Raw genomic sequence first — 25,960 nt, forward strand, 5'->3', positions numbered from 1 at the left:
GCCCCGCCCCTCCACCCGGGCTACGGGCCCGCCGGTCACCGCCGGCGGCGTTGGACGTACAGCCGACGGCCCTCCGGGCCGGTCCACTCCAGCCGTACGACACCGGGCACGGCGGCGTCGGCGATGCGCGACGGATCGGACCAGTAGCCGAAGTTCGGATTGCGGAAGAACGTGGCCCACAGGCGGCCGCCGTGGTCCACGAAGACGTTGTTGTGGCCGGCGCCGACACCCGCGGTCCACCGCTTGGAGTACGGCCCCTCGAAGCGGTCCGACACGGCGATGACGGCGTCGTAGTGGTACTGGACCCGGCCCGGACCGGGTGGGTCGTAGGCGTAGCGGGTGGTGCCGTCGGGATTGGCCGACGTCCGGTTCCACGCGGCCTGGAGGAGGTAGTACGCGCCCCCGTGCTTGAACACATACGCACCCTCGAGATACGGCTCGGGGGAGTAGGGCCGCTGCCGGAACGCCGGGAGGCCGGTCGTCGGGACGATGTCCTCCATGTCGTCCCGGAACCTCGCGTACAGGTTGTTGTGCAGCACGAGCCACGCGTCGTCGCCCTCGGTGAAGAGGCTGCCGTCGATGTGGTGGTACGCGCCGGGCTCGATGAAATCCGGCCCCCCGATGAACGGGTCGCCGAAGGGCTTGTCGTGATTGCCCTCGATGAGCCGGTACGGGCCCTCGATGCCGCCCTCGCTCACCAGCAGGAACGAGCCGACCTTCCGCGAGTGGTCGCCCATGCACGCGACGATGTACCAGGTGCCGCGGAAGTAGTGCAGCTCCGGGGCCCAGACCTGGCCACGCTTGCCGAACCGCTCGTCGTACCAGTACTCCTGCCACGGGGCGACGACGGTGCGTCCGGGCCGGTTCTCGCCGGTGAACTCGGGCGACCACACCTTGCCCCGCTCGGCGCCGGGCCGGATGCCGGTCGTGTCGACCAGCCTCCAGGGGCCCCGCAGGGACGGGGCCACCCACACGAAGATGCCGTCGTTCCACGGGCCGGCGGCGGTGAGCCCCGGCACGCGGGTGGTGCCCGTGGCCACGTAGACCGGACGGCCGGCCACGACGAAGCAGTTGACGTAGGTGTCCCGCATCCAGACCACGCCCCGCTCCTGGTCGCGGGGGCGCGGTTCGAGCGGGAGGAGGAAGGAGTTGTCCTTGCGCGGCCACAGGTCCGGGCGGGTGTCCGCGAGGCCGTAGGGGGTGAGTTCGGGCCAGTTCGACGGGTAGCGCCGCAGCGCGGCGGCCTCCGGGGGTGATGCCTGGGCGGCGCCGGGCAGTCCCGCCGCCACGCCCAGGGAACCCGCGACTCCGGCCAACAATGTGCGTCTGTGGATGGGCGACCTGTTCTCGGAGCTGGTTGGCATGAGCACAGCATGCGGACGCCCGTCGATTTTCGTCAAGAGCCAGGAAAAAAGATGACGCGGCGTGGACCGGGTACCCGATGGGGGCGCCCGGAGGGTCCGGACGCTCCGCCCGGAAAGGCGGTGGCTCAATGGATCTGCCCCGTGCCCGTGCGCACGGCACCGTGACCCAGCGGCTCATCGGTGATCATCTGTTGTCCGGCCGGATGGATCCGGGGGAGGAGATCGCGCTGCGGGTGGACCAGACGCTGACGCAGGACGCCACCGGCACGCTGGTGATGCAGGAGCTGGAAGCGCTGGACCTGGACCGGGTCCGCACCGAGACCAGCGTCCAGTACGTCGACCACAACATCCTCCAGGCCGACGAGCGCAATGCCGAGGACCACCTCTTCCTGCGCTCGGCCGCCCGCCGCTTCGGCCTGTGGTTCTCCAAACCCGGCAACGGCGTCTCCCACCCGACCCATATGCACCACTTCGGCGCCTCCGGCAAAACCCTGGCCGGTTCCGACTCGCACACCTGCGCCGCCGGTTCCCTGGGCATGCTGGCGATCGGCACCGGCGGCCTGGAAGTGGCGCTCGCCATGGCCGGACGGCCGCTCCACCTCACCATGCCGAAGGTCTGGGGCATCCGGCTGACCGGGGAGCTGCCCCCGTGGGTCAGCGCCAAGGACGTGATCCTGGAGCTGCTGCGCCGGCACGGGGTGCAGGGAGGCGCCCATCGTGTCCTGGAGTACCACGGCCCCGGGCTGGCCTCCCTCACCGCGATGGACCGCCATGTCATCGCCAACATGGGGGCGGAACTCGGCGCCACCACCACCGTCTTCCCCTCGGACGGGGCGGTGCGCGGCTTCCTCGACGGGGTGGGGCGCGGCGATGACTTCATCGAGATCACCGCGGCGGAGGACGCGTCCTACGACCTCGACGAGGAGATCGACCTGTCGTCACTGGAGCCGCTCATCGCACGGCCCACCTCCCCGGGAAACGTCGTACCGGTCAGGGAAGCCGCCGGGGAGCCCATCGCCCAGGCCGTCATCGGCTCCTCCGCCAACCCCGGATTCCGCGACTTCGCCGTCCCGGCCGCCATGGTGGCCGGGCGCCAGGTCCCGGCCGGGGTGAGCCTCGACATCAACCCGACATCCCGCGAGATCCTCCAGGACCTGACGCGCTGCGGCGCGACGTTCGACCTGATCGCCGCCGGTGCCCGCATCCACCAGTCGGGCTGTCTGGGCTGCATCGGCATGGGGCAGGCCCCGGCCTCGGGAAGCAACTCCCTGCGCACCTTCCCGCGCAACTTCCCCGGTCGCTCCGGCACCGCGGACGACGCGGTGTGGCTGTGTTCACCGGAGACCGCCACGGCCTCCGCGCTGACCGGCGCCATCGCGGATCCGCGCGACTGGGCCGACCGCGTCTCGGTGGCGGCCCCTCCCACGCCGGACGCCCCCGACCCGCCCTCGAACAACGACGCCATGCTGGAACCACCGCTGCCACCGGCGGAGGCGGCAAGCGTCCGGCTGGTACGCGGCCCCAACATCTCCGCGCTGCCGGAGCTGGATCCGCTGCCGGACAGCATGCACGGCCCGGTGCTCCTCAAGGCCGGTGACGATGTCTCGACCGACGAGATCTCCCCGGCCGGGGCGGCCGCCCTGCCCTACCGCTCCAACATCCCCAAGCTGGCGGAATTCACCCTCGTCCGGCTGGACCCCGACTATCCGCGGCGCGCCGAGGCGGTCCGGGAGGACACCGGGCATCTCATCGTCGCCGGTGCGAACTACGGCCAGGGCTCGTCCCGCGAACACGCCGCCATCGCCCCGCGCTACCTCGGCCTGCGGGCCGTCATCGCCAAGTCCTACGCCCGCATCCACTGGCAGAACCTGGTCAACTTCGGTGTGCTGCCGCTCGAATTCGAGGATCCCGCCGACTACGACCGCATCGGCCCCGACGACCGGCTGCATGTGTCCGGTCTGCACGAGGCCCTCGCCCCGGGCGGCGAACCGGCCCTCCGCGTCCGCAACGCGACCCGGGACGAGGAATACACCGTCCGCCACCGCCTCTCGCCCCGGCAGCGGGAAGCGGTGCTCGCGGGCGGTATCATCCCGGCTCTCGCACCCTGAGGTGAGTGCTATGACACTGAGCGACGGCACGTATCGGATAGGCCCGCCGGACGCCCGGCTGCTGATCAGGACCAGCCGTACCGGGCTCGGCCGGAGGGCGGGGCACGATCTGACGCTCGAGGCCACCCGCTGGTCCGGGGACGTGGCGATGGTGGCCGACGCGCCTGAGCGGTCGTCGGTGAGCGTGACGGTCGAGACGGACTCGTTGGACGTACGGGAGGGGACCGGCGGGCTGAAGCCACTCACCGAGGGCGACCGGGCCGACATCAAACGGACGCTGGAGGGCAAGGGGCAACTGCACACCGCGGAGCACCCCACGATCACCTTCCGCTCCACCCACATCACCGGTACGCCCCAGTCCTTCGAGATCACGGGTGACCTCACCATCAAGGGCCGGACCCACCCGGTGACGGTGCACGGGAGCGCCGATCCGGACGGCACGCTGCGTGGCTCGGCGTCCTTCACCCAGTCCACCTGGGGCATCAAGCCGTACACCGCGTTCCTGGGCGCGTTGAAGCTGGCCGACGAGGTCCGGGTGGAGTTCATCTGCCCCGGCGTGGCGGGCCGTTGAGGGCCCGCCACGCCGGGGGCGCGGCCGGGGGATGCCGCTAGCTGTCGGTCCGGGACGCGTCCTGGCAGCTTTCCGCGCCCTTGCACCGCTGAAGCGCGGTGAGGGTGCGATGCAGGGCGGCCCGTTGCTCGGCCGAGAGGGACGCCGCCCGGTTGTTCAGCTGCTCGGGGTCGGAGTCAAGATCGTAGAACTCCCGCTCTCCATCGGTGTATTCGACATAGAGGGAGTCATCGGTGCGCATCGCCGCGTAGGTCGGCGGGTCGCCCGCGTTCTTGGGCGCTGCGTCGGGATCGCCCTTCTTGGACGCCGCGCGATGGTGCTCGACCAGGACGGCATCACGCCACTCGTCCTCGGTCCGGCCGTGCATCAGGTCGCCCAGGCTGCGCCCGTCCACGGTCGACGGCGGGTCCACGCCCGCGAGGTCCAGGAAGGTCGGGTTGAGGTCGACGTTCTCGGCGAGCTGGGACACCTTCTTACCCGCCGGAACATCGGGTCCGGTGACCATCAGCGGCACGTTGATATCGGTGTCGTAGGCGGTCTGCTTTCCGGTGCGGAGCCGGTGTTCACCCATGTGGAAGCCGTTGTCCGACCCGAACACGATATAGGTGTTGTCCGCCAGGCCCTTGTCCTCGAGCGTCTTCTCCAGCTGCCCGATCATGTCGTCGACCGCCTGGACCGAGCGCGCTCGCTTGGCGAAATTCCGGTCGATCCCCTTCTGTTCCTTCGACGTCAGCGGTGACAATGAGCGCTGCCATTCCGGCGCGTTAAGGGTCGCCTTGTCATAGGCATCGGTCTGCGGAGCCTTGAGCCCCGGGAACTTGCCCTTGTCGCGCGGCGCGGGTGTGTAGGGGCCGTGCGGTGCGAACGTGGCCACCTCCAGCATGAACGGCTTCTTCTCTTCCGCCGAGGAGCCGATGAACGAGGTGGCCTTCTTCGCCAGGACGTCCGTCAGATAGTCCTGGGGGGCCTTTCCATAGGGCACGACCTTGCCGTTCTCGTTCAGCTCGTAGTTGTACTCATTGTAGCCCTCCCCGGCGACGTCCCACTCGTCCCAGCCGGCGGGCACATAGGGCTTGTCGGTGCCGTTCTTGTCGCCCGGCTGGTATCCGTTGAGGTACTTGCCCATGAACCCGGTGCGATAGCCGGCGCGTTGCATCGCGGGCCCGAAGGTCTTCTTTTCGTTGCCGTTCTTCAGAAAGGCGCGGTAGCCGCCGTCGTCGCCGCTGTTGGTGAAGACACCGGTGTTGTGCGGGAATTGACCGGTGAGTATGGACGTACGCGACGGGCAGCACAGCGAGTCGGTGGCGAAGAAGTTACTGAAGGTCATCCCCTTCTTCTGCATCTCCTGTACGTGCGGCATGTACTTCACGAGATTCCATGCCAGGTCGTCGGTGAGGACGTACACGATGTTGGGCTTCGTGCCGGAACGCGAGGCGTCGGTGTCAGAGGTGGCACCTTCGGCCGTGTTCCCCATTCTGTTGTTGCACGAGGCCAACATCGCGATGGCCAGGGCCGCACCCAGGGCGGCGAGGACACGTGGACGGCGACTGCCGAACATGGCGCAACCTCCTACGAGTTGTGCGTCTTCGTCGCCGGGAACCGTAGGAGGCGGCTTTGTGTGATTCTTGTGAGACACCGGCGCCCCGGGCCATGAGCGGCCCGGGACGCCTGCCGTGAGCTTGTCCGATCAGCGCGGTGGCCTCGTCGCCTACGGCGTGGCGGCGTGCTGTTTGACGAGTTCGTAACTGCGCAGGCGTGCCGCCAGCGAGTAGACCGGTGTGACCAGCATCAGCTCCTCCGCGCCGGTCGCCTTCGCCACCTCCGCCAGCCGCCGCAGGACCGTCTCGGGCGTGCCGTACGCCTGATGGGCCCCGAACGCCGCGACCCCCGCCCGCTCCTCCGCGGTGAAGGGGTGCGCCGACGCCTCTTCGGGCGAGGGGAACGGGGTCTCGCTGTGGCCCTTGAGGAGTCCGGCCTTGACGACGTTCATCGGGCCCGCGAACCACCTGGCCTCGTCCTCGGTCTCGGCGCACACGGTTTCCACGCACACCAGCACACGGGGGCTCTCGCACCACGGGGAGGGGGAGAAGTGGGCACGGTAGTGGTCGAGCGCGGCGAGGGTGTTGTCGGGGCGGATGTGATGGGCGAAGGCCATGGGCAGGCCGAGCCGCGCGGCGAGCGCCGCACCGGCCTCGCTGGAGGCCAGCAGCCACGGCTCCGGGAGCGTGCCGAGCGCGACCTCCTCGACCAGGAACCGCAGCGTCGCCGCCACATCGTCCCGGTACTCGTCGTCCGTCGTCGCACCGGCGCCACGCCGCAGCGCCCGGGCCGTGGCCTCGTCGAAGGTGCCGGGACCGCGGCCGATGCCCAGGTCGATCCGGTCGGGGTGCAGCGCGGCGAGGGTGCCGAACTGCTCCGCCAGCATGATGGGGGCGTGGTTGGGGGCCAGTACACCTCCGGAACCCAGCCGGATGGCCGAGGTCGACGCGGCCGCGTGGGCGGTCAGGACCACGGGCGGGAAGGCGCCGATGGCGGGGGAGTGGTGGTGCTCGGCGTACCAGAGTCGGCGGTAGCCGAGGGCGTCGAGACGCTGGGCGAACGCGGTGGTGTCACGCAGCGTGTCCACGGCTCGCGTACCAGCTTGGACCATGGCGACTTCCAGCGCGGAGAGCGGCACATCGATCATGCTGTGAGCATACGGAGTGCCGGTGGTGTGCGGCAGCGGTTCCCCGACCCCGGGTGTTCGGAACCCCGGTGGTCAGGGTAGGCGTTGACGGTTTGGCCTACGAAAGAGGAGCGAGACCGCATGGCTGCCACGCTGGACGACATCACCCGCACCTGGCTCCGGGAACCCCGGTTCTGGCAGGTGGCCACGTTGAACCCGGACGGTTCGCCGCAGCTGACGCCGATGTGGGCCGATCTGGAGGACGGCCTTGTGGTGATCAACACCTCGGCGGGCCGGGTCAAGGAGGAGAACCTCCGGCGTGATCCCCGCGTGTCGCTGTGCTGCATGGACACCGAGGACCCGTATCACCGGGTGGAGATCCGGGGCAGCGCCGTCCGCTTCGTCGAGGGCGATCCGGCCGTACGGGTGATGGACCGTCTCGCGCGGAAGTACCTGGGCACGGAGACGTTCCCCTGGCTGGCCCCCGGCGAGGTGCGGGTGGCGGTCTACATCGAGCCGCACCATGTCCACCGCGTGGTCGGCGTGGAGAAGTTCCGGCCGGGGGTGCTGCCGGAGGCGTGAGGACGCCCCCGCGGCCGCTCGAGCGGGGACCGTCCTCTCCTCTCTGTGGGACGCTGGTCGACAGGGGACGTATCCGGACATCGGGGGAGTGCGGGGTGGACGAGGAGCGGCGCCGCGACGACGGCGAGGACGAGGCGCGGGCGCTGCGCGTGTGGGCCACCGTAGCGGCCCGCCAGGCCCAGGACGTGTTGCGGCGCGCGGCGGACGACCCGGCGCGGCCCGTCGCGCTGTCCCGGACGATCGAGCATCTTGCCGCCATCGAGCGGCTGTTGCCCGCGGACGATCCGCTCCGCGACCGCTTCGTGCCCTTGCTGGGCGTCATGGTGTGCATGCGGTTCGTCGGCCGTGGGACGGACGACACGTCCGAGGACGCCCGGCTCGAACGGGAGCATGCCCTGCGCCATCTGCGCTGGGCCGACCGCACCAGACCGCTCACCGACCCGTTCGCGGTGAAGGCCCGGAGCGCGCTGCTCCAGCTGCTCGTCCCGGAGCACTGCGCACGGGCCATGCGCGCGTGGCGCCATGGCCCCCGCCGGAAGCCGCCGCTCCGGGCCTCGGGTTCGTTCCGGGCCTCGGGTCCGCGGCCGCCGACCGCACCCTCGCGGGAGGACCTGGCGGAGGCCAGGGAGGTTCTGAAGCGCCTCACCGCCGGCCCGGAGGATCCGGACCTGCGCGGGATCCTCGGGTTCCTCGCGTCGGAGATCGAGCCGGCGCGGTCCTCGTCCTCCTCCGGCCCCGCCGCCCCGCCCGGGGGGAGTGCGGCGGTCGCCGCGGAGTCGCCCGATGGGATGGCCCCCGGGGAGCGTGCCGAGGACCCACTGGCCGCCGCTGTCCAGGGCGTACTGCGCTGGGCCACGGACGACATACCGCGGTTCACCGAGCTCGTGGTGTGGCTGTACCGGGCCGTGGACCACCCCACGAACTCCCCCGAGAAGGCCGACGCGGAAGTGGCGGCCCTGGGTCTGGACCGGCCGGGCCTCGCCCCGCTGCGCGAGCTGCTGACCGGGCTCGGCTCGGGCGGGGGCGACCCGCGGGCGCTGGCCCAGGAGGTCCGGCGCGGCGCGGACGTCGCCCGGCGCGCCCTGCGGGAGCTGCCGGCGCACACGCCCCAACGGGCCCGCGTCGCCAGGCTGCACGCCGCCCTGCTGGTGTGGGCCAACCTCCTGGTGCCCGGCACGATGGACTTCGACGAGGTGGACGAGGCCATGGCGGAGCCGGGGCCGGATCCCGGCGACCGTCCCAGCGGCCCGGGGTACGTCGGTCTGGAGAAGCGGCTGGCCACTCTGGTCGATGCCGTACGGGTCTCCCAGAGCGGCGATCTGGCGCACCTGGAGACCAGCGCAGCCCGGCTCCGGGAGATGATCGACACCTTGTCCGGGGACGGCGAGAGGACCGCGACCGCCCGCCGTTCCCTGGCCGCCGGCCTGGCCGGGCGGCTCCATGAGGCGGCGCTGCTCGGAGGCGGCCTCCAGACCGCCGACGCCGCGCTGACCATGGCCAGGGAGTTGCGCGTCGTCCACGAGGACGAGGGCTCACCGCCGTCCATGTCCACGCTCACCTCGGCGGTGTTCGCCGCCCATCACGAGCTGGCTCTGGTCCGCCGCGGTGGGGACCCCACCGTGCTGCCGCGCCTGGTCGAGGAGTTGACCGGTCTGTACGCGATACTGCCGCCCGACCAGGAGAACCGCTTCGCCCTCGCCGGCGTCCTGGCCGAGGTCCATCAGGAACACGCCGCCCGTACCCAGGATCCGGAGGAACGCCGCGCCGCGGCCTGGTATCTGAGGGAGGTGGTGGAGACCGACCCGCGGGGCATCGCCCCCATGCTCGCACCGTACTTCCCGGCCGTACGCGCCGCCGCGCTGATCCAGCTGATCATGATCGAGCCCAGCCGGGAAGCCGCCGACGAGGCCATCGCCGAGGTCCACCGGATCCTCGAGGGCCCGCAGCCCTCCCCCCACCAGGAACTCCGGTCGCGGTACCAGCTCGGCCGGGCCCTGCTGCACACGGCCCGCCACCTCGACGACCCGGATCTGCTCGACCTGTGCATCACCGAGCTGTCCCGGGTTCGTGAGCTGATCGCCCGGGGCGATGGCCCGCCGCACACCGCGGATGCCCTGACGCAGCTGTCCGAGGCCCACTGGCTGCGCCGCGACCGCGGCGGTCCGCGCGCCGCCGCGGACCGCGAGGCCGCCCTGGCCGCCCGAAGGGAGGCGCTGGTCAGGGTGTCCGCCGACGTCCTGCTCCAACTCGGCTCCGAGCACGGTCTGTCCGTGGCCCGCTTCGGGTCGGCACAGGCGCTGTGGCTGGCCTACTGGACCACCGTGTGCGGCCGCCCGGACGATGCGGTGAACGCGCTGGAGCTGGGCCGGGCCCTGGTGCTGCGGGCCGCCGCCGCGTCCCGTGGCATTCCCGAACTCCTCGAGGCCCGGGGACACCCGGATCTGGCCCGGCAGTGGCGCGCCGAGGTCGCCACGGACGTGCCCCGGTCCGACGCCACGGCCGCGCCGCCGGGCCAGGCCGCCGGTCAGCAGGTTCCGAGCACCCTGCGAGCCAGGGCACTCGACGCGCTGGGCGCGGGCACCGGTACGGAGGCATGGAAACTGCTCGGCCCCCCGGACCTGCCGGCCCTGAAGGCCGGTCTCACCGCCTCCGGCGCCGACGCGCTCGTCCATCTCGTCCCCGGGCAGCGCCCCGGCATGCCCGGCTTCGCCCTGGTCCTCCGCCCCGACAGCGCGCAGCCCGAAGTCCTGAAGCTGCCATTGCTGACCCCCGGCAGCCCGCCGCTGGAGCGCTACCTCGACGTCACCGCCCGGCGTACCGGGGCAGCCGGCGCCACGGCCGATCCGGGCCGTCGGACGGAGTGGGACGGGAGCTGGGAAGCGGCGTTGCGCGAACTGTGCGACTGGGCCTGGCCCGCCGCGATGGGCCCCGTCCTGGCCGCCGTGGGCCCGCTCCACCAGCCGCCCAGGATCGTGCTGGTGCCGTGCGGGCCACTCGGCGCGGTCGCCTGGCACGCGGCCCGCACCCCGTACGGGACCGGCGGGCGCGAGTACCGGTACGCCTGCGAGGAGGCAGTGCTCAGCTACGCCCCCTCCGGCGCCGAGTTCCTGCGGGCCGCGCCCCGGGACCGGCTGCCCACCACCGCCGGGCAGGTCCTGGTCGCCGACCCCGAACTCAGCCTCGTATGGGCCGAGATCGAGGCGGAGGCGCTGCACACGGCCTGCTACCCGGACGGCCTCCGCTACGGCGAGTTCCCCACGGCCGACCTCAGCGACGCGCCGGGGACACCCGAGGACATCCTGGCCGCCTTGCCCGGTGGCGGCTCACCGGTGGCCGTTCTGCACATCTGCTGCCATGCCCTGGCCGGTCCGGACCCCACGCGCTCGGCACTCTGGCTCGCCGCCCCGCCCACCGGGCCCGAGGACGCCGGACGCCTGACCGTGGCCCGCATCCTGGACGGCGCCGCCACCGAACAGCCGCGCGCCGCAGGCCCGTTGGTGGTGCTCAGCGCCTGCGAGACGGACCTGAGCACCCGCGACCACGACGAGGCCCTGACCCTGTCCACCGCCCTGGTCGCCCGTGGCGCGGCCGATGTCATCGGTTCGCGCTGGGCCGTGAACGACGCCCCGACGGCCCTGATGATGGCCGTCTTCCACGACTTCGTCACCACACACGGCCTCGCCCCGGTGGACGCCCTGCGCGCGGCCCAGCTCTGGATGCTCGACCCGCGCCGCGAGCCCCCGCCCACCCTCCGCGGTGAACTCCGCGGCGAGGCCACCCGCACCGACCTCGACCACATCCACTTCTGGGCCGCCTTCACCCACCAGGGCAACCCGGCGGCCCGGGACGCACACTGAACCCGGCTCCGCGCCCCCGCGCCGTCCGGGGAGGCGGCTATCCGAGGACGAGCGGGAGCTTCGCGGCCAGGTCGCCCAGGTCGGCCCGCTCCTCTGCGGTCGGGGCCCGTCGCCCGGTGCCGACCAGCAGCGTGTCCTTGTCGGACCACGACGCGGGGAACGCCGCCCCGGCGATCCTCTCCAGCATCCCGCGCGCCCCGGCGAGACTCTCGGCGGGAGGGTCCGCCGCGCCCGGGAGGTGGGCGATCAGGTCGAGATGGTGCAGGGTCCACTCCATGACGTACGCGGAGAGGTAGTCGCCCGCGGTGAGCACCACATCGCGGGTGCCGACCCGGAGGGCCGGGTCGGCGAGCCCGGCCGCGCGCCCGGCGGCGGAGCCCACGTCGTCGAGGTGGAACTTCAGCAGCCACGGCTCCTCGTACGCGGCGGCCAGCCGGACGATCAGCGCGTCGAGCGGGTCGTCGCCGGTCGGTGGCGTGTCGGCCACTTCCCAGTAGGTCACCGCGTCGCGCGTGGGTTCCGCGTCGGTGGGGGTCGCCAGGGTGATCAGGACGTCCTGGGCGTCGATGACCAGGTGGCACACCAGGTCCCGGACGAGCCAGCCGGCACAGCCGGAGGGCCGTGCGAAGTCCTCGTCCGGGAGCTCGGCGACCGCCGTGCGCAATGCCGTCCACGAGCGTGAGAAGAGATCCACGGCCGCAAGCTAGCAGTGCGCCGCCCGCTCCGCGAGCGATTTCTTCCCCGCCCGTGCGAACGCCCAACTCGGGCCCGAGAGTGGGGAATTGGTGGGGCGTCGACGCCATCGGCCCCGGCCCGTCACGTGTCGTAGTGGCGTACGTCGTCGAGGTATTCGCGCGCCCGCTCCTGGACCAGCGGGGGCAGCTCCCCGGCGGCCAGATCCGCGAAGGTGGTCTTCTCCAGCACCTGCCGCAGACTCGCCCGCACCGCGCGCCACACATCCGGCAGCACCGCCGCCGCTCCCGGGTACTCCAGACCGCTGAGGCCCACGTCCCGTACGTTGGCCAGCGGGCCGTCGATGGCGCGGATCGCGTCGGCGAGGGTGATCTCCTTCGCCGGGCGCGCCAGCAGATATCCGCCTTCCGGGCCCCGCACACTGCGCACCAGATGGGCCAGGCGCAGCTCGCGCAGGATGCCGAAGAGGAAACGCAGGGGGATGTCCTGCCGGGTCGCCACCTGTTCGGCGGTCAGGGGTGAGCCCTCCGCGGCCGCCAGTTCGGCCATCGCCCGGACGGCATAGTCCGACTTGGCTGTGATCCGCACCAGGGCAAGTTATCACGCACGTCCGTTTCATGGGGTCGGGCCCCATACCACCGGCTTGGGCATCCACCCTGGTGGCGGTCAAGGTCGCCGCGTTGTTCCGCCATGAGTTCACCAAGTTCATTGAATTGGTGCACTTAGAGGGCTACGGTACCGGTTGCGTGAGCGGGGCATTGATCCTTTCCTGCTCCGCCGCCGGTTCCGGGGAAGCAGGAGGTATCACATGGCATCGCCAGAGCCGTGTAGCACATCAGGGCCGTGTACGAGGACCGTCGCCGTCGTGGGGGCGGGGGCCGCCGGCGCGCTGGTGGCGATCCAGCTCTGCGAGACCGCGGCACGCCGCCGTGTCCCGTTCGAACTCCTGCTGATCGACCCGGCCCCGGAGGCCGGCCGTGGCATCGCCTACTCCACCCTCGACCGGCGCCACCGCCTCAATGTGGTGGCGGGCAGGATGAGCTGCTACCCCGACGATCCCGGACACTTCGTGCGGTGGCTGTGCCACCACGGCGAACCGGGCGTGCGGAGCGGCGACTTCGCGGAGCGCTACCGCTACGGCGCCTACCTCGCCGACACCCTGGGCCGGGCCATCATGGCGGCGCAGGGCGTGGTCACCGTCCGCCGACTGCGCACCCGGGCCACCGGCTGCCACTGGACCACTCTCCCCGGCGGGGACCCGCGGGCCCGGCTGGAGCTCGCCGACGGCCGTACCGTCGAGGCGCACCGCGTGGTGCTGGCCACCGGGCCGTCCCGCGCCACCTCCGCCTGGGCCCCCGAGGAACTGCGTGGCAGTGACCGCTTCATCGCCGACCCCTGGGCGCCGGGCGCACTGGACGCCGCCCTCCAGGACGGGCGGAAGGAGGATGTGCTCCTCGTCGGCACCGGGCTGACCGCGGTGGACCTCGCCATGACGCTCGACCGCCCCGGCCGCACGGTGCACGGCGTGTCCCGTGGCGGACGGCTGCCGCAGGCGCATGCGGTGGACCCGCTGCCCGCCGCCACGTGTGCGACGCCCCTGCACGGTCTCTCCCTGGCGGCGCTGCGGGCCGCGGTACGTCAGCACATCGGCCGCGTCATGCGTACCCACGGCGACTGGCGGCCCGCGGTGGACGGACTGCGCCCGGTCACGGCCGAGATCTGGGCATCGATGTCCACCGCGGAGCGAGCCGAGTTCGTGGAGCGGGACGGCTCGTTGTGGAACACCCACCGCCACCGCATGCCCCCGGCCACCGCCGAGGCGGTCGGGCGCATGCGCCGCACCCGGCGGATGCGGACGTACCAGGGGCGGCTCGACTCCGCCTCGGCACGCCCCGACGGCTCCCTGACCGTGTCCCTCACCACGGCCGACGGCCCGCGCACGCTGCCGGTGGGCTGGGTGGTGGACTGTACGGGTCCGGGCCTGCGGCTCTCCGACACGGCCGATCCGCTGTGGCGGAGCCTGCTCGACCAGGGCGCCGCGATGCCCGGCCCGCTCAGCATGGGCGTCGCCACCGACCACGGACGGCTGCGTGGCGCCGACGGCGGCACCACACGCCCGGTGTGGACCCTCGGCGCGCCCCGCCGTGGCGAGTTGTGGGAAACCACCGCCATCCCGGAGATCCGGGCACAGGCCGCCACCATCGCCGAGGCCGTCCTCGACCCCTGGACGGCACCCGCGCTCCCCGCCACCGGCGGCCCGGCCCGGCGCCGGACACGTCGGCCCACGGACACCTCGGGTATGCCCCTCAGCACCCACGCTGCCGCCGCCACCGCCTACCGCCTCGGCGTGGACCGGCTGCTGAAGGTCCGTACCGGGGCCGCGCAGGCGCTCCGCCGCTCCGTGGCGCTCGACCCCGGCTTCGCCCTCGGCCACGCCGCGCTCGCGCTCATCGGCCATGAGTGCGGGGCCGACGTGGACGTCCCGCGCGCCCTGGCCGACGCCCGGCGCGCGGTGCGCGAGCGGGCCGACACTTTCGAACGCTCCTTCGTGGACGTCGTCTCCCGCCGCGTCCTGCACCCACCCGCGGACGGCGACGCCGCCCTCCTGCGCCACCTGGAGGAGTACCCGGGCGACGCGCTGGCGCTCGCCGTCGCCGTGCCCACCATCGCCTTCTCCGGTCTGCGCGATCTCGACGGCACCACCGCGCTCCGCGTGGTCGAGCGCACCGCCCCGGCGCACGGGGAAGGCTGGTTCCACACCTCCCTGCTCGCCTTCATGCGCCAGGAGCAGGGGCGTTACGACGAGGCCGGAGCCCTGGCCGAGCGGGCCCTGGCCGCCGAACCCGCCTCCGGCCACGCCATGCACGCCCTCGCCCATGTGCACTACGAGTCCGGCGACCACCGGACGGGCCGTGAGCGACTTCAGCGATGGCTGGCCCACCAGGGCCGCGGCGGAGCACACCGCGCCCACTTCTCCTGGCACGCCGCCCTGCACGAACTCGCCCTCGAGGACACGGCGGCGGTGCGCCGCCGGTGGGCGGAGCAGCTGTCGCCCGGGAAGGTGTACGGGGTCCGCGCCCTGGTCGACTCCGGCTCCCTGTTGTGGCGCGCCCGGCTGGCGGGTGCGTGGCAGGGCCCGCTCCCGATCGGCGACGTCCTGGACACGGCGCCCGCGGACGTCCTGGAGCGTCCGGCCACCGCGTTCGTCGCGCTGCACGCCGCCATCGCCCTCACCGCCGCGGACGACCTGCCGGGGCTGCGACGGCTGCGGGTTCACGCCCTGCGCGCCGATGAGGTGCAGCGAAGTGTCATCGCGCCGCTGTGCGCGGCGTTCGAGGACATCCTGGAAGAGCGCTGGACCGACGCGGCGCGTGGATTGGAGCGCCTCCTGCCACGGCTCCCCGGTGTGGGCGGCAGCGCCGCGCAGCGCGAGATCGTGGAGGAGGCCCTGCTGCACGCGCTGGTGTCCGCGGGCCGGTGTGAGGCGGCCCGGGATCGCCTGGAGGAGCGGCTGGACCGCCGTTCCTCGCCCCATGACCGGCGACGGCTGACGGCCCTCTCCTCCTGACCACCCGCCGTACCGGCTGGTGCGCGCCCCGGCCCCGATCCCCGGGCCGGGGCGGTGACATGTGAGGGGATGACAGTGGACCAGACCACTTCCGTCCGATGTCTTGACCGTGAACGGACAGCGGGTATGGTCTAGACCTAGTGCGGCGCTCATTCACGGCCGCCCCTTGCGGCCCGTGCAGCGCTCCGTGCAGCCACCCCCCACATCCCCCCACATCCTCACCTTCGGCAAGGACTTCCCGTCTGGCGTGGGGCCTCGCCGTGAAGGAGTTGGCATGAACATGAAGCGAAAGTTGGCGGTTGTCGTCGGCGCGGGGATAGCCCCCATGATCGCTCTGAGCCTCCCCGCGAGCGAGGCGAGCGCGCACGGCTACATCTCCACCCCGCCGAGTCGCCAGGCCCAGTGTGCGGCCGGGACCGTCTCCTGCGGCGACATCAAGTACGAGCCGCAGAGCGTCGAAGGCCCCAAGGGACTGACGAGTTGCAGCGGTGGCAATGCGAAGTTCTCCGAACTCGACGACGACGGCAAGGGCTGGGCGGTCACGCCCATCCCGTCCAAGGCCGACTTCACCTGGAAACTGACCGCGCGTCACGCCACCAACACCTGGCAGTACTTCGTCGGCGGCCAGAAGGTCGCGGAGGTCAACGACGGCGGGGCGCAGCCGGGCGAGACCGTCACTCACCAGGTGGACTTCGGGAGCCTGAAGGGCAAGCAGAAGGTGCTCGCGGTCTGGAACATCGCGGACACCGCCAACGCCTTCTACGCCTGCATCGATGTGAACATCGGCGGCTGAACGCGGGCAGGTGAACGCAGGCGGTTCGAACATCGGCGGTTGAACACCGGAGGCCGGTCGTCCCTGAGGCGGCCGGCCTTCGGCGTCGCCGCGTGTGCGGTGCGCGTGGCGCCCGGCTATCGGGGGCCGTACGTAAGCCTCCGCAGCAGCTTTTCTGCGGGCCCCGGAAGCGACCGGCGCTGGAGGAAATGGGCCCCGGCCACCGTGGCGAGCCACACCAGGACGGCGCTCAGAAACGCGGCGAGCGTCGGGCTGCCGGTCCGCTCCCCGAGCGCGAGGGCGAACGGCGAGAGCAGCACCACCCACGCGAGGGACTGGAACAGATAGCCGCTCAGTGACCGCTGGCCGAGAGCCGCCAGCGCCTCCACGGGAAGCTTCCGCCGCGAGGCGGAGCGGGTCTTCGACAGGCGCAGGGCGAGGAGCCCGAAGAGCGCCACATATCCCGGGCCGCCGAACTGGCCGCTCACTTCGTACAGGCTCAGGAACGCGTCCGCTGTGGCGTCGTCGACATGGACGAATCCGCCGCTGACCAGGCCGATCGGCACCCCGCCCGCGAAGGCCGCGCCGAGTGCGACCACGGCGGTGCGGACCAGCAGCCGCCGGTGGCGGGCCGGGTCCTCCAGGATGCCGCGCCGCGCGGCCCACGCGCCCAGCCAGACGATCACGATGAACCCCAGCACGGTCAGCGTGTGGATCGGCCACTCGCGGAGCCGGTCGGTCACGGAGGTGAGGTAGTCGGGGGCCGAGAGGGAATCGACATCGTCCGTCGGTACGGCGGCGGATCCCGGGCCGCTGTGGGTGGCGCGGTACCCGGCCACGGCCGCCAGGGCGGCGGCGTACACCGCCGTGCACCCCCACAGCCACAGCACGACGCGCTGCACACGTTCGCCGCGGCGCAGGAGCAGCAGGGTGAAGACGATGCCGACGATGCCGTAAGCCCCGAGGAAATCACCGAAGTTGAGCAACGCGGCATGGACGAGGCCGAAGGCGACGAGCCACGCGTTGCGCTTCAGCAGCACCGAGCGGGCCGCGCCGGGCCCGGACCCCTCCGCGTCCTGTCTGCGGGTGAGCTGCACCAGCCCGTAGCCGAACATCACGGCGAACATCGGATAGGCGCGGGCGTGCACGAAGACGAACATGAAGAGGTTGAACGGGCGCTCCCAGCCGTGTGGCGACGCCTCGGCGCCCGGCTGGTTGCCGAAGGCGGCCACCGCGGCGTTCGCGAGCGCGATGAACAGCAGCATGGAGCCCCGCGCCAGATCGGGGGCCAGGGCCCGTTCGGTCCGGCGGACAGGGCCCCGTGCGGGGCCCGGGGCGTGGGACTGCGTTGTGGCTGTCACCTGGATCTCTCTCCGTCCTGACATGAGGGCCCAGCGGGCAAGGGGCATGGGCGAGCCCTCGCCGCCCGGGCTTAGTATAAGCAATAATCTATATGGTAGATACTAAGTGGCGGTAGGCCATGATGTACCCGGTGAGCAATCGAGGCACGAGAAGGAGAAGCGCGATGTCGGCCGAGCAGGAGGAGGCGCCCGCCGAGCTGGCCCGCCTGTGGCGGCTCCCGGTCCCGGCCTCGGGCCTCGGCCGGCCCGCCGCGCTCGACACCGAGCGCGTGGTACGGACGGGGGTGGAACTGGCGGACCGCGACGGGCTGACGGGCGCGACCCTGCCGAAGATCGCGAAGGAGCTGGGCGTCTCCCCGATGTCCCTCTACCGCCATGTGGGATCCAAGGACGAGCTCCTCGTCCTCATGCGGGACCTGGCGCTCGGCTCTCCGCCCGAGGTCGAGACCGCGCCGGACCGGTGGCGTGAGGGGCTACGGCAGTGGACCGTCGCCCAGCGGCTGGTCCACCACGACCGGCCCTGGCTCCCCCGCCTCCCCATCGCGGGGCCGCCGATGGGGCCTCATGAGATCGCCTGGATGGAGGCGGGCCTGAGCGCGCTGAGCGGCACGGAGCTGGACTGGGCCGCGAAGGTCGGCAGTCTGACCCTGCTCAGCGGCTATGTGCGCCACGCCTCCCTGCTGTCCCAGGAACACGCGCAGGGCAGGAGCGAAACGGGCCTGAGCCAGGAGGAGACCGAGCGGGCCTACGGCAGGACCCTGGCGCGGCTCATCACCCCGGACCGATTTCCGCAGGTGGCGCTGTTGTTCTCGTCGGGCCTGTTCGAGTCGGCGCCCGAGGGGGCGTACGACGACCCGGCGACCGACCATGACTTCGTCTTCGGGCTGGAACGCGTCCTCGACGGGATCGCTGTGGCGGTGGATCGTGCGCGGGCGGGGACGGGCTAGAACGGGACGGGACAGGGGGCGGTGACGTCACGCGAGGGCACGGAGCGGGTCAACCCGGTGTCGCGGAGGCTGTGGCACGTCCCGACATCCGTCCTCGTCGGGCGATGACCGCGGTCACGGTCTTGCCCCCCGGCTCCTCGCTGACGGTCGTGGCCGTGGCCATGCCGCTGATCATCTGCCAGCCGAAACCACCGGTCTCGCCGCGGACATCCGGAGCGCGCCGGCGCGGCGGTACACGGCTGGCATCGCCGACGGCGATGGTGATGGCATCAGGGTCGGCCGACACGCGCAGTGAGCAGAACCGGCCGCCCGAGTGCCGTACGGCATTGGTGACCAGCTCCGAGACGACCAGCATCACCGCGTCGGCGGCGCCCTGACCGGGCGCCGGACGCAGTCCTTCCAGAAGGGTGCTGGTGAGATGTCGTGCGTGCGCGGCCGCTTCGGGGCGGCATTCCAGAGTCTCCCGCACCGCGGACGGCGAGGCGGCCGTCCGCTGGGCCGTGGCGGTGTGCATGACGCTCACCTCTTTTCATCGGGTATGTATCGCGCGGTTGGCGGTTTCCACGCGCTTACCCGATGCGGCGCTCCCGAAAAGGGGCGTCCTCAGGATCCCTTTCCGTAGGTGCGCGGTGCGGAGGTGGAGGGCGGGAGACCGCCGTTGAAACGGGTGTCGACATAGTCGGCGAACGAGAAGCGGCGCGGGGTGAGCTTCAGCTTCGCGAAGGTGTCCGCGATCTCCTGCTCGGAGGCGATGGCGGGCTTGTCGACGGCGACGTTCACCCGGGTGCCGTTGGTCCGCTTCACCGAGTCCAGCGCCACCTGGTACGGCAGCCCGGTCTCCTTGCCCCACACCTTGGCCCACTCCTCGGGGTGCTTGTACACCCAGTCCTGGGCCCGGCGCAGCCGCCCGAGATAGTCCTTGACGGCCTTGACCTTCTTCTCGTCCTCGAGGGAGGAGGGGTTGGCCACCTGGAAGTTGAGGCCGTTGACCACGCCCCGGCCCGTGGTGAGGACCCGCGCGTCGGACTGGCGCAGCGCCTGGGAGGTGTACGGGTCCCAGACGGCCCAGGCGTCCACCTTGCCGCGGCTGAAGGCGGCCAGCGCGTCGGCGGGCTGGAGGAAGCTGACCTTGACGTCCTTGATCGAGAGCCCGGCCTTGGCGAGCGAGGCGACCAGTTGGTAATGGGCCGAGCTGCCCTGCGCGACCGCCACCGACTTGCCCTTGAGGTCGGCCGTCCTCTTCACCGGCGACCCTTTCTTGACCAGGATCGCCTCCCCGTCGGACGTGCCGTGCTTGGCGGCCACGACCTTGATGTGGGACTTGGCGGCCGCGGCGAAGACCGGCGGGGTGTTGCCGACCCCGCCGATGTCCACGGCCTTGGCGCTCACGGCCTCCAGGATCGGCGGGCCGGAGGTGAACGTCGACCACTTGATCTTGTACGGGAGGTTCTTGAGCTGCCCGGCGGCGCGCAGCACCGCCTCGTCATTGCCCTTCTGGTCACCCACGTTGAGGGTCACATCGCCCTTGCCGTCGGTGTTGCCGGAGGAGCCGGAGTTGTTCTGCGCGTGCGAGCTGACGCAGGCGGACAGCAGCAGGGCGAGGGGGAGGGACAGGGCGGGGACGATACGCCGTCTCATGTCAGCGGGGTCCGTTCGGGAGATCCGGGAAGTACGGGAAGTACGGGAAGTTCTGGAGGGATTCGGGGCTGGACTTGATGGTTCGGGATGGACCTGGCGGTTCGGGAGGAACCGGGCGGTTCGGGAGGAACCGGGCGGCTTCAGGCGACCTTGTGGACGGCGGCCGGTTCGGGCGCCTTCACACCCAGCCGGTCCAGCAGCTCGGTGCGCAGCTCAGCGAGGAGCGGATCGGCGATGTCGCGCGGCCGGTCCCGGTCCACCCGGATCTGATGCGCGATGACGCCCCCGTCCATCACCAGGACGCGGTCGGCGAGCAGCAGCGCCTCCTCCACGTCATGCGTGACCAGCAGCACCGCGCAGCCGCGCCGCTGCCACAGCTCGGCCACCAGCTGCTGGGCGGTGATCCGGGTGAGCGCGTCCAGCGCGCCGAACGGCTCGTCCAGCAGCAGCAGATCGGGCTCGCGCACCAGCGCACGGGCGAGCGAGGCGCGCTGGGCCTCACCGCCGGAGAGTGTCTTGGGCCAGGCGTCGACGCGATGGCCGAGACCGACCTCCTTCAGCGCCCGCTCGGCCACGGCCCGCCCGGGGCGGCCGTCCAGCCCGAGCAGCACATTGCGCCACACCCGCTTCCAGGGCATCAGCCGGGGTGCCTGGAAGGCGACGGCCTTGCGGCGCGGCACCAGCACCTCGCCCTCGATCTCCCGGTCCAGCCCGGCGAGCACCCGCAGCAGTGTGGACTTGCCGCAGCCGCTGCGGCCGAGCAGCGCCACGAACTCGCCCGCCGGTATGTCCAGTTCGAGGTTGTCGATGACCGCGCGGCCGTCGAACGAGCGGGTCAGCGAGCGCACCCGCACCGCGGCATCGCCGCTCCCGTCCCCCTTCCCCAAATCCTTCGCCGGGGAGTTCACTTGCCGGTGAAGTTCGGTCGCCATTGCAGCAGCAGCCTCTCCAGAGTGCGGACGATGAAATCGGCGAGCAGGCCGAGGGCGGCGTAGACGATCAGGCAGACCACGATCACATCGGTCTGGAAGAACTCCCGTGCGCGGTTGAGCAGAAAGCCGATCCCGTCATCGGCGTTGATGGTCTCGCCGAAGACCAGCGCCAGCCAGGCGGTGGCGAGGGAGTAGCGCAGCCCGGTCATCGCGCCGGGGAGCGCCCCGGGCAGCACCACATGGCGGATCAGCCCCCAGCGGCCGAGCCCGAGCGAGTTCCCGGCCTCGATGAGCTGGGCGTCCACGCCGCGGATGCCCGCGTAGACGTTCAGATAGAGATGGAAGGTGACGCCCAGCGCGATGAGCGCGATCTTCGGGGCCTCGCCGATGCCCATCCAGATGATGAACAGCGGGATCATGCCGACCCAGGGGATGCTGCGCAGCATCTGCACGGTCGCGTCGACGAGGTCCTCGCCGAGCCGGGAGAGCCCGGAGACCAGCGCGAGCGAGATGCCGATGACACCGCCGAGCACCAGCCCGATCAGCACCCGCTGTACGGACACCAGCATGGCGTGCGGGAGGGTGCCGTCCTTGAGCAGGTCGGAGGCGGTACCGGCGATGGTGCCGGGGGAGGCCAGGGTGTCGGAGGGCAGCACACCGGTGGCGCTGGACACCTGCCAGAGCACCAGCAGCAGAAGGGGTCCGGTCGTACGGCGCAGCCATCGCGGCACGGTGCGGCGGCGCGCGGAGAGCGGCACGACCGGTTCGAGAACCGGGGACATGGGGGCTCCACAAAGGGGTACGCCTCGACGCCCCCGTACGCCGTACGACACGACGATCAGCACGGTACGGCGGAACGGGTCCGAGGCGAGGGGGAGGCGAGAAGGGGGGAGGGAGAAAAGGTCAGCGGAGGCCGGGACACGCGGCGGACGCCACCCGCAGCAGGTCGATATGACCGCGCGTGGTGAGCAGGGCTGACGTAGACATGCCCTCGAAGCTAGCGAGGACGTCCGGAACCGGTCAACGGTGTCTTGCCCCTCGGACCTTTGTTGCGGGAGTTTTACGCGACGGCGTATCAGGATGGTTCCATGAGCACATTCCGTACCCACACCATCAGCGTCACCACCGGATCCACCGAGACCGTCGCCGACCTCACCGCCGACTGCGAGGCGTATCTGCGCGAGGTGGCGGACGGCGGCGATGGCCTGCTCAACGTCTTCGTCCCGCACGCCACGGCCGGGATCGCCATCCTGGAGACGGGCGCCGGCAGCGACACCGATCTGCTCGCCGCCCTCCGCGACCTCCTCCCCGCCGACGACCGCTGGCGCCACCGCCACGGCAGCCCCGGCCACGGCCGCGACCACGTCCTCCCCGCCTTCGTACCCCCGCACGCCACCATTCCGGTCATCGGCGGCAGGCTGGCCTTGGGCACCTGGCAGTCGGTGTGCCTGGTCGACACCAACCGGGACAACCCCGACCGTCAGGTGCGGCTGAGCTTCCTGGGCTGACGTGGGGTGACGTGGCCGAGGTGGTCACTCCCGCAGGCCCGCCAGTGTCACCGCCCGGTGGCGCAGGGCGAACGCGGCGGGGGCGACCGACGACACCACGGCGAGTACCGCGCACGCGGCCACGGCCGCGCCGATGGGCGTCCAGGGGACGTCGATCGTGGTCCGCACCGACAGCAGGGCCAGGGCACTCCACATGCCCGCCAGGTTGAGCCCGGTGACCAGCAGGCCCAGGGCCGCGCCGACCGCGACCACCGTCAGCGCCTCGGCGCCCACCAGCCGCAGCACCTGCCAGGTGGTGGCTCCGGCCAGGCGCAGCACGGCCAGTTCGCGGACGCGGTCGGAGGTCGCCATCACCATGGTGTTGGCCACCGAGATGCCCGTGTAGAGGAGGGCGATGCCGAGGACCAGCAGAAAGCCGAGCCAGGTCGTGCGGTTCGTCCCGGGGTGACTCGCCTTCACCCACTGGTCCTTGGTGAAGAGGTGGCCGCCGGTGGTGCGCACCGCCGCACGCAGCCCGGTGGCCGCGGCGTCCGCGTCGGCGCCGCGCGCGAGGGCGATGTCGACCCGGTCCACGGTCGCGCCCGGGGCGTTGCGCGGGGTGACGTAGACGCCGTTGCCGCCGGTGCCGGTGGCCATCACCGCGGCGATCCGCAGCGATCTCTCCGTGCCGTCGCCGAGCCACACCCGCACCCGCTCGCCCACGGTGTGGCGTTGCCACTCGCCATTGACGATGATCGAGTCGTCCTCGAGATCGCTCGCCTTCCCGGCCTCGACCGGCAACCGGGACGTGGCGGCGAGCGGGCCGGGGTCGGCGGCGCGGGCCTCGGACTCGAGGAGCGACCCGCCGTCCTCCAGGACGTAGACGGCGCTCGACGAAGTCGCGGACACCTCGACGCCGGGCACCTCGCGCAGCCTGCGCAGCGTCGCCGTATCGAAGCCCGTACCCCCGGCCGGGGTGATGACGAAGTCGGCGGCCGTCCGCTGACGGGTCTCGGTGGCCCGCGCCCGGTTCAGCGTCGCGGTGGCGCCCAGGAGCGAACCGGCGAGGGCGACCGTGACCAGTACGGGCGCCGCGATCGCGGCCGTACGGCGCACACCGGCGGCGGCGTTCTCCCGCACCAGCATGCCGCCGGCACCGGGCAGCCGGGCCGGGAGCCAGGCGATCAGCCGGGTCAGCGGGCGCACCGCCACCGGCGCGAGCAGCGCGACCGCGGTGATCAGGAGCATCGGCCGGCTCACATAGGTCTTCCGGTGCAGCAGGTCGCCGGGGTCCGTGAGCAGGCTCAGGCACAGTGTCACGACGGCGGTCACCAGCAGGGCCAGGCCGGACAGCCAGCGGCCCCAGGTCATCGTCCCGCCCGTCGTGGTGTCCGCGGACGCCTCGCGCAGCGCCTGGGCGGGGCCGGTGCGGCCTGCCCGCCAGGACGCGGCCGCGGCGCCGCACAGCGCGACGCACAGCCCCGTCCAGAACGCCAGCTGGTACGGCCAGATGTGGTCGCCGATGGTGAACCCGCGCGGCGCGAGGCCACCGTCGGCCACCCGGCGGGCCAGCCGTGGCGCGCCGTACGCGCCGAGCAGACAGCCGGTGGCCGAGGCGAGCACACCCACCACGAGCGCTTCGGCGAAGACCATCCGGCGGATCTGGCCCGGGGTCGCCCCCGCCACCCGCAGCAGCCCGAACTCCCGGCGCCGCTGGGCGACCGCGAACGCGAAGGTGGAGGCCACCACGAACACCGACACGAAGGCGGCGACACCCCCGGCCGTGCCGAACATCGCGTTCATCGCCGCGAGGGCCTCGCGGTCCCGGTCCGGGTCGGGGTCGGCCTGGCGGCGCCCTTGCCCGGTGAGGACCCGGACGCCGTCGCTGCCGCGCACCGCCTCGCGTACGGCCGCCGGGTCGGCGTCCACGACGAGTTGGACGCTGATCGGTGACAGCCGGGCGGCGCGCGCGTCGGTGGAGAAGACGGCGTTCTCGAAGCCGCGCGCCGCGACGGTTCCGACGACCCGCACGGTGCCGCGGTCGGTCCGTACGCGTTTCCCCGGCCTCGCCCAGTCCCCGCTGACCACGACCTCGTCGGCCGCGCGGGGCGGGCGTCCCGCGTCGATCCGGTACGGGGCGAAGGCGGCGGTTGACCAGGGGTGCCCCACCAGGTCGTCCGGTCCGCCCCGCGCCCGTACGGCGAACGACCGGTCCATGACGACGGCGCCGAGCCGCCGCAGCTTCGCGACGGTCCCGGCGGGCACGGCGCGCGGATGTGCGAGTTTCCGGACCTGGACACCGGCCGAGGTGGCCACCCGCAGGGTGTCGGCTCCCCTGACCACGACCGGCGCGGCGGCGAACCGCTCCGGTCCGCGGTCGGGCGCGTCCAGGGACGAGGCGAGCGCCAGGCCCATCACCGCGGTCAGCGCGACGCCCAGCGCGAGGGCGACGAAGCTGCCGGCGAAGGTGGCCCAGCGCGTGCGCAGGGTGCGCAGGACGACGCTCAGCACGGCACGGCCTCCAACGTGGCCATGTGCGCGGCGATGGTGTCGGCACCGGCCCCGGCCAACTCGCCGCTCACCCGCCCGTCGACGAGGAAGAGCACATGGTCGGCGCGGGAGGCGGCCACCGGGTCGTGCGTGACCATGACGATCGTCCGGCCCTCGCCGTCGACCATGCCACGCAGCAACGTCAGCACCTCACGGCCGGTCCGCGAGTCGAGGGCGCCGGTCGGTTCGTCGCCGAAGAGCACATCGGGCCGGGTGATCAGGGCGCGGGCCAGGGCGACGCGCTGCTGCTGGCCACCGGACAGCTCCGCCGGCCGGTGCCGCGCCCGTCCGCCGAGCCCGACCTGCTGGAGCACCTCACGCACCCGGGCCTTGGCGGGGCGGCGGCCGGCGAGGCGCAGGGGCAGCGTCACGTTCTGCTCCGCGGTCAGGGACGGCAGCAGGTTGAACGCCTGGAACACGAACCCGACGCGTTGGCGGCGCAGCAGGGTCAGCCCGGTCTCGCTCAGCCTCGTCAGCTCGGTCCCGGCCACGGTGACCGACCCCGATGTGGGACGGTCCAGCCCCGCGGCGCACTGCAACAGCGTGGACTTGCCGGATCCCGAGGGGCCCATGACGGCGGTGAAGGTTCCCCTGGGGAACGACAGCGAGACATCGTCGAGCGCCGTCACCGCGCCATCCCCTGAACCGTAGCGTCTGCTGACGGAACGCAACTGGATCACGTCGTTGTCCATCTGTCCCCACTCCGCGGTGTCGCTTTCTCGGTGACCTCACGAAACCGCGCGGGGACATGGCGCCGCAGTACGGCAGGGGCGAGACCTGAGGTAGGGCCAGGCATACCCTCGAAGGACTCCCTGGACCGATGGCACCTGCGGCCCGGGGCCTTCTACGGTGACCTCCATGCACT

Annotated in this window: 21 protein-coding genes; 8 read left to right on the top strand and 13 right to left on the bottom strand. The window is 72.1% G+C overall.

Annotated elements, in window-relative coordinates; genetic code table 11:
• Positions 1-35 precede the first annotated feature (35 nt).
• On the bottom strand, positions 36-1,364 hold the full coding sequence (locus tag KHP12_RS43160) for a family 43 glycosylhydrolase (protein ID WP_086883848.1): 1,329 nt from the start codon (positions 1,362-1,364) through the stop codon (positions 36-38).
• 128 nt (positions 1,365-1,492) lie between these two features.
• Here KHP12_RS43160 and KHP12_RS43165 point away from each other — a divergent pair, with 128 nt between their 5' ends.
• The gene (locus KHP12_RS43165; RefSeq protein WP_086883845.1) at positions 1,493-3,472 is read left to right on the top strand and encodes an aconitate hydratase; all 1,980 of its coding nucleotides are present in this window, start codon (positions 1,493-1,495) and stop codon (positions 3,470-3,472) included.
• Positions 3,473-3,482: 10 nt separating this feature from the next.
• Positions 3,483-4,043: a YceI family protein gene (locus tag KHP12_RS43170; protein ID WP_211834508.1), complete on the top strand. Its 561-nt coding sequence runs from the start codon at positions 3,483-3,485 to the stop codon at positions 4,041-4,043.
• A 37-nt stretch (positions 4,044-4,080) separates the two neighbouring features.
• On the opposite strand, the gene KHP12_RS43175 is transcribed toward KHP12_RS43170, so the two are convergent.
• Complete coding sequence (locus KHP12_RS43175) at positions 4,081-5,601, bottom strand: sulfatase family protein (RefSeq protein WP_086883843.1); 1,521 nt, start codon at positions 5,599-5,601, stop codon at positions 4,081-4,083.
• Between the two features lie 150 nt (positions 5,602-5,751).
• Entirely contained in the window at positions 5,752-6,729 is a 978-nt protein-coding gene (locus KHP12_RS43180) for an MsnO8 family LLM class oxidoreductase (RefSeq protein WP_086883842.1), read from the bottom strand.
• A gap of 120 nt (positions 6,730-6,849) precedes the next feature.
• On the opposite strand from KHP12_RS43180, the gene KHP12_RS43185 reads away from it, so the two are divergent.
• Positions 6,850-7,290, top strand: a complete 441-nt coding sequence (locus KHP12_RS43185; protein ID WP_086883841.1) for a PPOX class F420-dependent oxidoreductase — start codon at positions 6,850-6,852, stop codon at positions 7,288-7,290.
• 95 nt (positions 7,291-7,385) lie between these two features.
• The gene (locus tag KHP12_RS43190; protein ID WP_211834509.1) at positions 7,386-11,147 is read left to right on the top strand and encodes a CHAT domain-containing protein; all 3,762 of its coding nucleotides are present in this window, start codon (positions 7,386-7,388) and stop codon (positions 11,145-11,147) included.
• Between the two features lie 37 nt (positions 11,148-11,184).
• Here the strand turns inward: KHP12_RS43190 and KHP12_RS43195 are convergent, their stop codons facing one another.
• A complete protein-coding gene (locus tag KHP12_RS43195) occupies positions 11,185-11,841 on the bottom strand; it encodes a maleylpyruvate isomerase N-terminal domain-containing protein (protein WP_086883839.1) in 657 nt (218 codons plus the stop codon).
• Positions 11,842-11,963: 122 nt separating this feature from the next.
• A complete protein-coding gene (locus KHP12_RS43200; protein WP_086883838.1) occupies positions 11,964-12,428 on the bottom strand; it encodes an RrF2 family transcriptional regulator in 465 nt (154 codons plus the stop codon).
• A gap of 220 nt (positions 12,429-12,648) precedes the next feature.
• Here KHP12_RS43200 and KHP12_RS43205 point away from each other — a divergent pair, with 220 nt between their 5' ends.
• Complete coding sequence (locus KHP12_RS43205) at positions 12,649-15,408, top strand: FAD/NAD(P)-binding protein (RefSeq protein WP_211834510.1); 2,760 nt, start codon at positions 12,649-12,651, stop codon at positions 15,406-15,408.
• A gap of 274 nt (positions 15,409-15,682) precedes the next feature.
• The gene (locus KHP12_RS43210) at positions 15,683-16,201 is read left to right on the top strand and encodes a lytic polysaccharide monooxygenase auxiliary activity family 9 protein (RefSeq protein ID WP_086883836.1); all 519 of its coding nucleotides are present in this window, start codon (positions 15,683-15,685) and stop codon (positions 16,199-16,201) included.
• A gap of 116 nt (positions 16,202-16,317) precedes the next feature.
• On the opposite strand, the gene KHP12_RS43215 is transcribed toward KHP12_RS43210, so the two are convergent.
• Complete coding sequence (locus KHP12_RS43215; RefSeq protein WP_211834511.1) at positions 16,318-17,541, bottom strand: DUF418 domain-containing protein; 1,224 nt, start codon at positions 17,539-17,541, stop codon at positions 16,318-16,320.
• A gap of 164 nt (positions 17,542-17,705) precedes the next feature.
• Between KHP12_RS43215 and KHP12_RS43220 the strand changes: the two genes are divergently transcribed.
• Positions 17,706-18,488 carry a TetR/AcrR family transcriptional regulator gene (locus tag KHP12_RS43220; RefSeq protein ID WP_086883834.1) on the top strand — a complete coding sequence of 261 codons (783 nt, stop codon included), beginning with the start codon at positions 17,706-17,708 and terminating at the stop codon, positions 18,486-18,488.
• A gap of 49 nt (positions 18,489-18,537) precedes the next feature.
• Here the strand turns inward: KHP12_RS43220 and KHP12_RS43225 are convergent, their stop codons facing one another.
• The 5 genes from KHP12_RS43225 to KHP12_RS53645 form a co-directional block, all read right to left on the bottom strand.
• A complete protein-coding gene (locus KHP12_RS43225) occupies positions 18,538-19,002 on the bottom strand; it encodes an ATP-binding protein (protein WP_086883847.1) in 465 nt (154 codons plus the stop codon).
• 89 nt (positions 19,003-19,091) lie between these two features.
• Positions 19,092-20,126 (bottom strand): ABC transporter substrate-binding protein, encoded by a 1,035-nt coding sequence (locus KHP12_RS43230; protein WP_086883833.1) that lies wholly within the window; start codon positions 20,124-20,126, stop codon positions 19,092-19,094.
• A gap of 140 nt (positions 20,127-20,266) precedes the next feature.
• Positions 20,267-21,058 carry an ABC transporter ATP-binding protein gene (locus KHP12_RS43235; protein WP_086883832.1) on the bottom strand — a complete coding sequence of 264 codons (792 nt, stop codon included), beginning with the start codon at positions 21,056-21,058 and terminating at the stop codon, positions 20,267-20,269.
• Positions 21,031-21,840 carry an ABC transporter permease gene (locus KHP12_RS43240; RefSeq protein WP_086883831.1) on the bottom strand — a complete coding sequence of 270 codons (810 nt, stop codon included), beginning with the start codon at positions 21,838-21,840 and terminating at the stop codon, positions 21,031-21,033. The genes KHP12_RS43235 and KHP12_RS43240 overlap by 28 nt, the downstream gene beginning before the upstream one ends.
• A 121-nt stretch (positions 21,841-21,961) precedes the next feature.
• Positions 21,962-22,045, bottom strand: coding sequence for a putative leader peptide (locus tag KHP12_RS53645; protein WP_350203233.1), 84 nt, complete (start codon positions 22,043-22,045; stop codon positions 21,962-21,964).
• A gap of 101 nt (positions 22,046-22,146) precedes the next feature.
• Here KHP12_RS53645 and KHP12_RS43245 point away from each other — a divergent pair, with 101 nt between their 5' ends.
• The gene (locus KHP12_RS43245) at positions 22,147-22,566 is read left to right on the top strand and encodes a YjbQ family protein (RefSeq protein ID WP_086883830.1); all 420 of its coding nucleotides are present in this window, start codon (positions 22,147-22,149) and stop codon (positions 22,564-22,566) included.
• Positions 22,567-22,590: 24 nt separating this feature from the next.
• Here the strand turns inward: KHP12_RS43245 and KHP12_RS43250 are convergent, their stop codons facing one another.
• Both KHP12_RS43250 and KHP12_RS43255 read right to left on the bottom strand, forming a co-directional pair.
• Positions 22,591-25,056, bottom strand: a complete 2,466-nt coding sequence (locus tag KHP12_RS43250) for an FtsX-like permease family protein (protein WP_086883829.1) — start codon at positions 25,054-25,056, stop codon at positions 22,591-22,593.
• Positions 25,050-25,787 (bottom strand): ABC transporter ATP-binding protein, encoded by a 738-nt coding sequence (locus tag KHP12_RS43255; RefSeq protein ID WP_086883828.1) that lies wholly within the window; start codon positions 25,785-25,787, stop codon positions 25,050-25,052. The genes KHP12_RS43250 and KHP12_RS43255 overlap by 7 nt, the downstream gene beginning before the upstream one ends.
• Positions 25,788-25,960: the final 173 nt, after the last annotated feature.

This window comes from Streptomyces asiaticus (genome assembly GCF_018138715.1).
GTDB lineage: Bacteria > Actinomycetota > Actinomycetes > Streptomycetales > Streptomycetaceae > Streptomyces > Streptomyces asiaticus.